Source organism: Photorhabdus sp. HUG-39 (assembly GCF_963878365.1).
GTDB lineage: Bacteria > Pseudomonadota > Gammaproteobacteria > Enterobacterales > Enterobacteriaceae > Photorhabdus > Photorhabdus kayaii.
Window position 1 is genome coordinate 1 of record NZ_CAWNWY010000067.1, and the last position, 8178, is coordinate 8178.

General features: G+C 34.8%; 7 protein-coding genes and 2 pseudogenes. 6 read left to right on the forward strand and 3 right to left on the reverse strand.

From position 1 onward, the window contains the following. Nucleotides 1-103, reverse strand: a pseudogene (locus AAC155_RS23525) (IS5/IS1182 family transposase); the annotation flags it as partial. A 254-nt stretch (nt 104-357) separates the two neighbouring features. On the opposite strand from AAC155_RS23525, the gene AAC155_RS23530 reads away from it, so the two are divergent. Continuing rightward, nucleotides 358-525 (forward strand): hypothetical protein, encoded by a 168-nt coding sequence (locus AAC155_RS23530; RefSeq protein ID WP_158536633.1) that lies wholly within the window; start codon nt 358-360, stop codon nt 523-525. 79 nt (nt 526-604) lie between these two features. On the opposite strand, the gene hemA is transcribed toward AAC155_RS23530, so the two are convergent. Beyond that, on the reverse strand, nt 605-1870 hold the full coding sequence (gene hemA, locus AAC155_RS23535) for a 5-aminolevulinate synthase (protein WP_113044358.1): 1266 nt from the start codon (nt 1868-1870) through the stop codon (nt 605-607). A gap of 575 nt (nt 1871-2445) precedes the next feature. Here hemA and AAC155_RS23540 point away from each other — a divergent pair. From AAC155_RS23540 to AAC155_RS23550, 3 genes are all read left to right on the forward strand, one after another. Continuing rightward, nucleotides 2446-3351, forward strand: a complete 906-nt coding sequence (locus tag AAC155_RS23540; RefSeq protein WP_113044359.1) for an ISAs1 family transposase — start codon at nt 2446-2448, stop codon at nt 3349-3351. A gap of 314 nt (nt 3352-3665) precedes the next feature. Beyond that, nucleotides 3666-4157, forward strand: a complete 492-nt coding sequence (locus AAC155_RS23545; protein WP_113044360.1) for a GNAT family N-acetyltransferase — start codon at nt 3666-3668, stop codon at nt 4155-4157. Between the two features lie 12 nt (nt 4158-4169). Beyond that, nucleotides 4170-5237, forward strand: a complete 1068-nt coding sequence (locus AAC155_RS23550) for a Gfo/Idh/MocA family oxidoreductase (protein ID WP_113044361.1) — start codon at nt 4170-4172, stop codon at nt 5235-5237. 283 nt (nt 5238-5520) lie between these two features. Here AAC155_RS23550 and AAC155_RS23555 read toward each other — a convergent pair whose 3' ends face one another. Continuing rightward, nucleotides 5521-5727, reverse strand: coding sequence for a hypothetical protein (locus AAC155_RS23555; protein ID WP_113044362.1), 207 nt, complete (start codon nt 5725-5727; stop codon nt 5521-5523). A 319-nt stretch (nt 5728-6046) separates the two neighbouring features. On the opposite strand from AAC155_RS23555, the pseudogene AAC155_RS23560 reads away from it, so the two are divergent. Further along, a pseudogene (locus tag AAC155_RS23560) lies at nt 6047-6319 on the forward strand (transposase); the annotation flags it as partial. Between the two features lie 165 nt (nt 6320-6484). Further along, the gene (locus AAC155_RS23565) at nt 6485-7660 is read left to right on the forward strand and encodes an MFS transporter (protein WP_113044363.1); all 1176 of its coding nucleotides are present in this window, start codon (nt 6485-6487) and stop codon (nt 7658-7660) included. The last annotated feature ends 518 nt before the right edge of the window (nt 7661-8178 follow it).

Consider the following 8178-nt stretch of genomic DNA (forward strand, 5'->3'; position numbering starts at 1 on the left):
GGCGGTGTTCAACATAAGGATGTCCCGGCCGTTGAGAATGTTCAGGGGGCAATAAGGGGAGCAGTAACTCCCATGCTTCATCAGGAAGGTCGTAACGAGCCATAACAGGTTTTTTCCGAAAGTCAGAACCAGGGGATTATTCTATCTCAGTCTATTGCGGGACACAGCCTAATACTACAGCCGTAGATACCAGAAAGTTGCATTTTCCTTGATGCTCACAACTCTGAGAAACCGCATGAATTAAGCTTTTCTGTGGGTGTCTTTTCTGTTGAAAAAAGTAAGTACGGCTGTAGTACTAATATACCCTATGGATTTCAAGATGCATCGCGACGGCAAGGGAGAGAATCAGCTAACTATGTGACCGGGGTGAGCGAATGCAGCCAACAAAAAGGCAACTTGAAAGATAACGGATATATGCTCTTCATCTTTCAAGTTATATCTTTGTTGGCTACGCTTACTCTTCCCAGTCACCAAAGCAATCACATGAACGTCTTACAAACACAGATTGCATTTCAGTCAGATTAATGAGCACTGACCTTAGTATGATTTGATCGTCATTCCTTCTCAGTGTTATTTGATCATTCATGCAATTGCTTTACCCCAGTCACATAATTAGTTGTGTGGCTGAGGATTTACTTACCTGCCGCTGCGAAGTAATTTGAAATCTATTGGGTATATCAAATGAAAGAAATACTTCAGTCAACGCATTAGTTAATTGTATAATTTGTTCTTCCGAATGATTAGGAGTAATATTTACCCTAAGTCTCTCAGTTCCAACTGGTACAGTTGGTGAATTAATTGGTTGTAAATAAACATTATGTTTTTCAAGTAACTGATGTGTTACTGCTTTACATTTTATTGCATCTCCAATTAATACAGGTAATATATGTGTCTCACTAGAATTCATGATCGGAATTCCTGCTTTACTGAAATAATCTCTTAGCATTTTAGTTTTTTTATGTAGTTTTTTTCTTTCTGTATCAGAAACTTTCAAGTACTCAACACTTGCATAACATGCCGCCACTATAGCTGGTGGTAATGAAGTCGTAAATATAAACCCTGAAGCAAAAGAACGAATTGTATCAATTATTGGTTCAGAACCAGTAATATACCCGCCAATAATACCAACTCCCTTAGCCATAGTTCCTTGAATAATATCAATTGAACCTGCAATACCTAAGTCAGCAGCAATTCCTGCACCTCTAGGCCCATACATACCAATTGCATGTACTTCATCAAGAAATGTTAAAGCATTATACTTTTTAGCAAGGCCTACAATTTCTTTAATTGGCGCAATATCGCCATCCATAGAGTAAATCGATTCAAAAACAATTAATTTTGGTCGTTCATACGGTTGTTCCGCAAGTAACTTTTCTAAATTTTTTGTATCGTTATGTCTAAAAATTGCACGTTCTACCTTCGTACTACATATACCATTAATAATAGAAGCATGATTGAGTTCATCAGAAAAAACTATACAGTTTTCAAATAAACGTAATAAACACTGCAACGTTGCATCATTTGAGCCATATCCTGTTGGAAATACTAGTGCCAATTCTTTATCATGCCATTCAGCTAGCGAAGATTCTAAAACTCCATAATGATAGTGAGTACCCCCGATATTACGAGATCCCCCCGAACCTGCACCAAATAAATCAATCGCACTATGCATAGCTTCAACGACAACTGGATGTTGAGACATTCCTAAGTAATCATTACTACACCAAACAACAACAGACTCACCATTGTTTGAGCTATTTAGTTTAGCTAAAGGATATTGTCCACGAATACGATTTAATGTAACAAACTCACGATATTGTCCACTTTTTTTCAATGCTGCTAGCTTTTTACTAAGTATTTCTATATACATATTGAGCCTCCAATTATGGATTTAAATAAGCTTTCAAAATAGTAGATCACTTTGCAAAACGCCTTGTACAATAAGGGAGACAAGCTATACATAGCAGAGTTATGAGTTACTACGGTCTATCAAGCATCAAATTTGCACTATTCGGATATTAATCAAATAGACTAACTATATCAGTATTATGAAATCCTATTTATATCTATTCCTCTCATTTAAAATGATATTCTGTCAATAATAAAACACCTATAAACATTCCCATAAAAGGATTATAAATTCATTTTCTAATCAACACATGAAATTTTCAGTAAAAAATATCACCCCTTAAATGTTATAAAATTCATATTTATATAATTTTAAAATCGTGATAACATATTTATTAAAATAATTAATTTCATGATTACATTAATTCATAGTCCATATATTAAAATTAATTATTTTATGAAGTAAAATATTAAATATATTACTTTCCACTACAGTTATCTATCAAGGAAAAATTGCAAATACCTTAAAAAATCATAAATAATTTACTCCATACGGAAACATATGAGCCTATGCTTCTTTTTACGGGAAACTGAACCATGCTTACTGATATATTTGTACATTATTTTAGTGTCATACAAGATCCGAAACTATCTACCAAAGTCACTTGTCTCCTCTTTGATGTTTTATTCCTGACAATTTGTGCCACCATTGCTGGTGCATACAGGTGGAAACACATTGAAGATTTTGGTGAAGCCTATTTGGGCTGGTTTCAGGAAAAAAATCTCTTCCTTAATGGTCAGTCCGTTCATAACACGATTGCCCACATTATTCCCTGTCTTAATCCGCCCAAATTGGGACGTTGCTTTCTGCAATGGATCAAAACGGTTTATGGGCAGTTAGAAGGACTATTGATTACCATTGGTGGTAAAACCCTAAAAGGGACACATTACCATCATTCCAAACAATCTGCGATCCACATGGTAAACGCTTTTACTACCGCTAATGGCCTGATGATGGTTCAGAGTAAAAAACAAGAAAAATCAAATAAAATCAAAGCAACTCTAGAGATTATTTACTTACTGCAACTAAAAGAATACTTAATATCAATTAATGCGACAGGATGTCAAACCGAGATTACTTCATTGATTGTCGGACGAGGTAGTGACTATTTATTGGGTATCAAATGGAACCTCCATAAGGCTTTAAAAGCTGCTACTTCCAAACATATAGCCCACCATCTCCCTAAGCACCTCTTTGTAGAAAGGTATCATGACCGAATTAAAATCCGTGAATATTATGTTTTACCGACCAGTCAGTTAACGAGAATCCCCCCTAATTGGAAAGGTTTGTCTCCGCCAAGTGCAATGGTGAATTATCAGCAGGAAATGTTGGGAGAAGTCTCCCTTGACTACCATTATTACATCAGCTCAGTCCCTGCCAGTACCGTAAGAGGATGTAGGGAAATTGAAATAGCTTACATTGGATACTGGATGCTTCAATAAAAGAAGATGCCTGCCAGATATACCTCCCAAACGAGGCAAAAATTCTGGCCTGTATAAGCATAATATGTTAATTATGTTAATTATGTTAATTATGTTAATTATGTTAATTATGTTAATTTTAGAATCAAAAAAATAATATTGAGTGTAAACAAAATTGCTGAAATAAATAGTCAGTATTTTAGAGGCAGTTCTTATTGCTGGATTAACTTCGGCGGCTAATAAGCAAGCTCTCATGCTCTTGCCCTAAGTTATCTATCATCTCATTCTAAAAATACACATTCATTACAAAAATAACTAATAGAGGCGAAAAAATCATGCAAGAAAATCTATCTATTCGTAAAGCTACAATTCAAGATACAGAAGATTTAGTGGAGTTAAGAAAAATTTTATTATCCAGTGGTAATACCCACTATTCCGCTAAAAGTGAAGAAGATAATTTAGCCTGGCAAAATGCATATAGAGATTGGATTAAAGAGAATATTTCAAACAAAAATGTATTAATTCTGGTTGGACAATATGGTGAAGATACAAGCATTTGTTCATGTGTTATTGGAATTATTGATTTACGAGCCCCTATGGTCGGTGCACTTAATGGGCGAATTGGTTGGGGACAATCTCTTGTAGTACGTAAGGATAGGCGAGATTTAGGGATTGCTGAAGCCATGATGGATAGTTTCCATAGTTGGTTTAAAAAGCAAGGTGTTCATAAAATTGTTATTCAATCTAGTAAAATGGCAGAAGAATTCAATAGAAAAAGAGGTTATATACACACTGGAGAACAATTATTATTTAAAACAATTAAATAGGAAAATGATACTATGAAAGTTTTAATTATCGGAATGGGCTTCTCAGGGAAAATGTTTGCTGAATCATTTCATAACATATCACATCTATACAATGAGGGCATTAGTATTGCTTATACTTCCAGATCCAAAAAGAATATTAGTTTGATGTACTACCCTACTGTCAGCTCAGCTTTAGAATTATTTAATCCAGACATATTAGTAATATCTGTTAATGATGAAAGTCATGGGGAAGTTTTATCTTTAATTCAAAAATTCAATGGATTTGTTATATGTGAAAAACCTTTTGTAGATCCTAGCTTCAAATTAAGCACAACAGAAAATCTATTAGAATTTTCATCAGGATTTTGTTTAAACATGGTTGCAAGATATTCACAAGCAGCTCGATTATTAAAAGTTTATGTAAAGGAAAATAATTTAAAACTGTTAAGAGCAAACTTCTTATGGGAAAAGAATAGAATTAATGACTATCGTCCAACAACAGGAATTATCAGTGAAATCATACACCCTTTAGATCTTATTCAGTGGATTAACTTCGATTCCCCATTATATTTAGACCACATTCAAGGTGTAAAGTCTGATTATTCAATATCTGGAAACGAAGTTCCAGACAGTGTTTCTATCATAGGTGAAATTAATGGAGCTGTAGTCACAGGATATAGTAGTTTTGTAAATCTATTTAGAAGAAGAGAATTAGATTTTGTTTTCCATAATGTTCATAATCAATTAATTTTTTCCCAACTAGCTTTTGACACACCAAACTGGTATGAAGATTCAGTAAGAATTTGGACAGAAACTAGTATTCAAACTGAAGAAATTTTATATTTCAACTCTCTTGACCATGAGTATAATGGAGATAGAAAAATAGAGCGGATTATCAATGTTGTCAAAGACATTACTGACTTTGTTATTCTGGGAAAAAAACCTTCTTTTGGATTTCCAACTATAAAAGAAGCTATACGCCTTCAAAAACTACTTAATACAATTGATTCTAAGAAGCCAAATTTTCATAAAGTCAAATATAACCATTCAAAAGAAAGAATCTTATTAAATGAGCAAAGTGGATTTGGACGATTAGGATAAAAATAATAAGGAACTTAAATGTGATTTTTCAGACCTCGACTGACAACTTTATGTATATTTAACATATGTTAGTTGAGGTTAATACGAACAAGAAAATACAGGGTCAAGTGGTGATTGACCAGATTATCCATACAACGGGTTCTGGCTACAGAGATTTAGTGATAAAAATTGGAGACATCTTGTGCATCCATCATATTTTCTATAAGGGGATCATTATAAGGTTCTGAAAGACCTCGTTGCACGAGATATGAAAGAACATGTGCATCTTTACTGTCATTTTTATCTAGGTTTTATAAAGCATTTCCCGGGCTCGAACACAGGAAAGGGAAGAAAGCAGCCGACATTCAGCTCTTTGTTGTACCAGACAATATGTGATATTACGGTGATAGCCAGCCGTTGGCTCAAATCCAACGCAGATTTTTAAATAAGGTTTGCTTGATGCCACGTCCAATAATCGTTTGTAATCAATTAGATCATTAGTTACCTTCATATAAACCTGCCGTCCGTTTCCAAAGAAGATCAGAGCATCATGTAATTTTTTCGCAATATCCAATGCAATAATGACAGTATCTGAGCTATGTTAATGTTGTTTCTGAGCAGTCATTTTTACCCGTCATCTTTCAAGTTGCCTCTTTGTTGGCTGCGCTCACTCACCCCGGTTACATAGTTATCTATGCTCCCGGGGATTCGCTCCCTTGCCGTCGCGATCCATCTTGAAATCCATAGGGTATATATCTTTCTATCATTTGAAGTGATACCACTTAATAGTTTGATAGAAATAGTTACTCATTGTTTTGTTACTGAAGTAACATGGCCTAGAGTTTTCCGAACATGAATGGATGGCTAAATTATTAGGTACTCAAATCTATTTTGCGCCCCCTTACTCCCGAGAACTTGGTGTCAATGAAAACACAAATGGATTGATTCGTCAGTATTTTCCAAAGAGAATAAACTTTTCATCAGTGACAGAACAGGAAACAAGATTTATCATGAATAGGCTTAATAATCACCCACGTAAGGCATTGAGGTATCCTCCTGATGAATTATTTAAGGGAATACGAACATGTTTACTTCCAGATTAACGATGTTGCACTTATTATGTGAATCTACCGTTATTTAAAGTTACTATGCGAATGTACACTATATATTGATAAAATAATTATTACTCTACTTTAATAACCAAGTGATTATAATATAATAAAGTTCATTATTTATAATATTTTCAACTATGTAAAGGTGGAAAAACCATGAAAAATGTCATTTTTTTAGCTATAGGTATGTTTTCATTGGGGTTTGATGCTTATATTATCGCCGGACTTGTACCTGGAATTAGCGATAGTTATCAAAAAAGCGCCTCTCAAGTCGGACAAGCCGTAAGTATATTTACCTTATGTTATGCAGTATCTGCTCCATTATTTGCTTCTCTTTTAGCAGGTAAACCTATAAAAAAAGTTCTATTAACTTCTATAGTAATCTTTGGACTTGCAAATGCATTAACAGCCGTCTCTCCAAATTTCTCTATATTTTTGATATCAAGAGCAATTGCTGGTGTTGGTGCTGGTTTATTTTCACCATTAGCTGTAACAGGAGCAACTATGTTAGTACCTGTGGAAAAGAAAGGGAGAGCACTTGGCTTAACAATAGGTGGAATGAGCATGGGAACTGTATTAGGTGTTCCTATAGGCCTTTACATCGCTAACCAATTTAATTGGCAATATGCAATGTGGTTTGTCGTTCTTCTTAGTTTAATTTCTGCTTTAAGCATTCTTAAATTTCTACCACATGTTCCAGTCACAGCCCCTCCAGCTATAAAAGAAAGAATTGCAATGTTTTTAGATAAAAGAGTAACCATCACTGTCTTAATAACATTCTTTGCAAGTATTGCAAGCTTGGGTTTATATACCTATTTATCTCCATTACTACAAGACCTTAATAACTCAAATGATTTAACAATATATTTATGGGCTTGGGGATTAGGTGGATTAGGTGGATTATTTGGTAGTATATCAATTGGGTATTTAATTGACTACTTTAAAAAACCCAAAACTCTAATGGCACTTATTCTAATCATTTTAACATGTTCCGTCGTATGTATTCCAATAATGATTAACCTATCGCTTATAAAATATTTACCGTTTTTCATATGGGGAGCTATGGGATGGGCATCAGGAGCACCTCAGCAACATATTTTATTATCTTATCAGCCTAAACACGGAAGCGCAGCCGTCGCGCTCAATAGTTCGATTAACTATCTAGGAAGCTCGGTAGGAGCTACATTAGGTGGAATAATTATATCTCTAGGAATGGGTACTATAGCTCTAATTTATTTTGCGGTTCTCTCTATGGTTATTTCATTAGGTTTTCAGTTTTATAGTATGAGAAGCAACGATTTTAAAACAGTTAACACTAAAAAATCTGTATAAAAAACAACCGGCCATTTCAGATATAAGATAAATGCCCGGTGACCTTACCTTATCCCAGCCATCCGGTTCATGCATGCTACAGCTTCCTTTCTTTATTTGGAGCCTAACATCATGAACCGTATCCAATACATGGCCGAACAAAAACAACAGCATATTATCAACTGATGTCGCAGTGACCTGGCCAGAAAACAGTATTGTGAACATCTGAACATCACCAACTGGCATGTTCTACATTTCGTGACCAAATTGCTGACAGCAAAAACATCCCAGATATTATCCAGACACTGCCCATCATATTCCCCATTTCACTCCAACCTACCGAAGAGTTCCCTCAACTTTTTATCCAATAACAATTATCCTCTTTCCGGTAAACCGTCGACATGACACCTAATGTAGTGGTCTAATAAAACCGGACACCCATTTAAGTGGTAAGATTACCACGTTAGTTAAAAGAGGTGTTCAATGACAAGACAACGTCGTACGTTTTCTACAGAGTTTAAGCGTGATGCTGCCAGTCT

Excerpts from the sequence above, each read along its gene's own strand:
- hemA (WP_113044358.1), bottom strand. The coding sequence starts at position 1,870 with ATGTATATAGAAATACTTAGTAAAAAGCTAGCAGCATTGAAAAAAAGT.
- AAC155_RS23540 (WP_113044359.1), top strand. The coding sequence starts at position 2,446 with ATGCTTACTGATATATTTGTACATTATTTTAGTGTCATACAAGATCCG.
- AAC155_RS23565 (WP_113044363.1), top strand. The coding sequence starts at position 6,485 with ATGAAAAATGTCATTTTTTTAGCTATAGGTATGTTTTCATTGGGGTTT.
- AAC155_RS23555 (WP_113044362.1), bottom strand. The coding sequence starts at position 5,727 with ATGAAGGTAACTAATGATCTAATTGATTACAAACGATTATTGGACGTG.
- AAC155_RS23545 (WP_113044360.1), top strand. The coding sequence starts at position 3,666 with ATGCAAGAAAATCTATCTATTCGTAAAGCTACAATTCAAGATACAGAA.
- AAC155_RS23550 (WP_113044361.1), top strand. The coding sequence starts at position 4,170 with ATGAAAGTTTTAATTATCGGAATGGGCTTCTCAGGGAAAATGTTTGCT.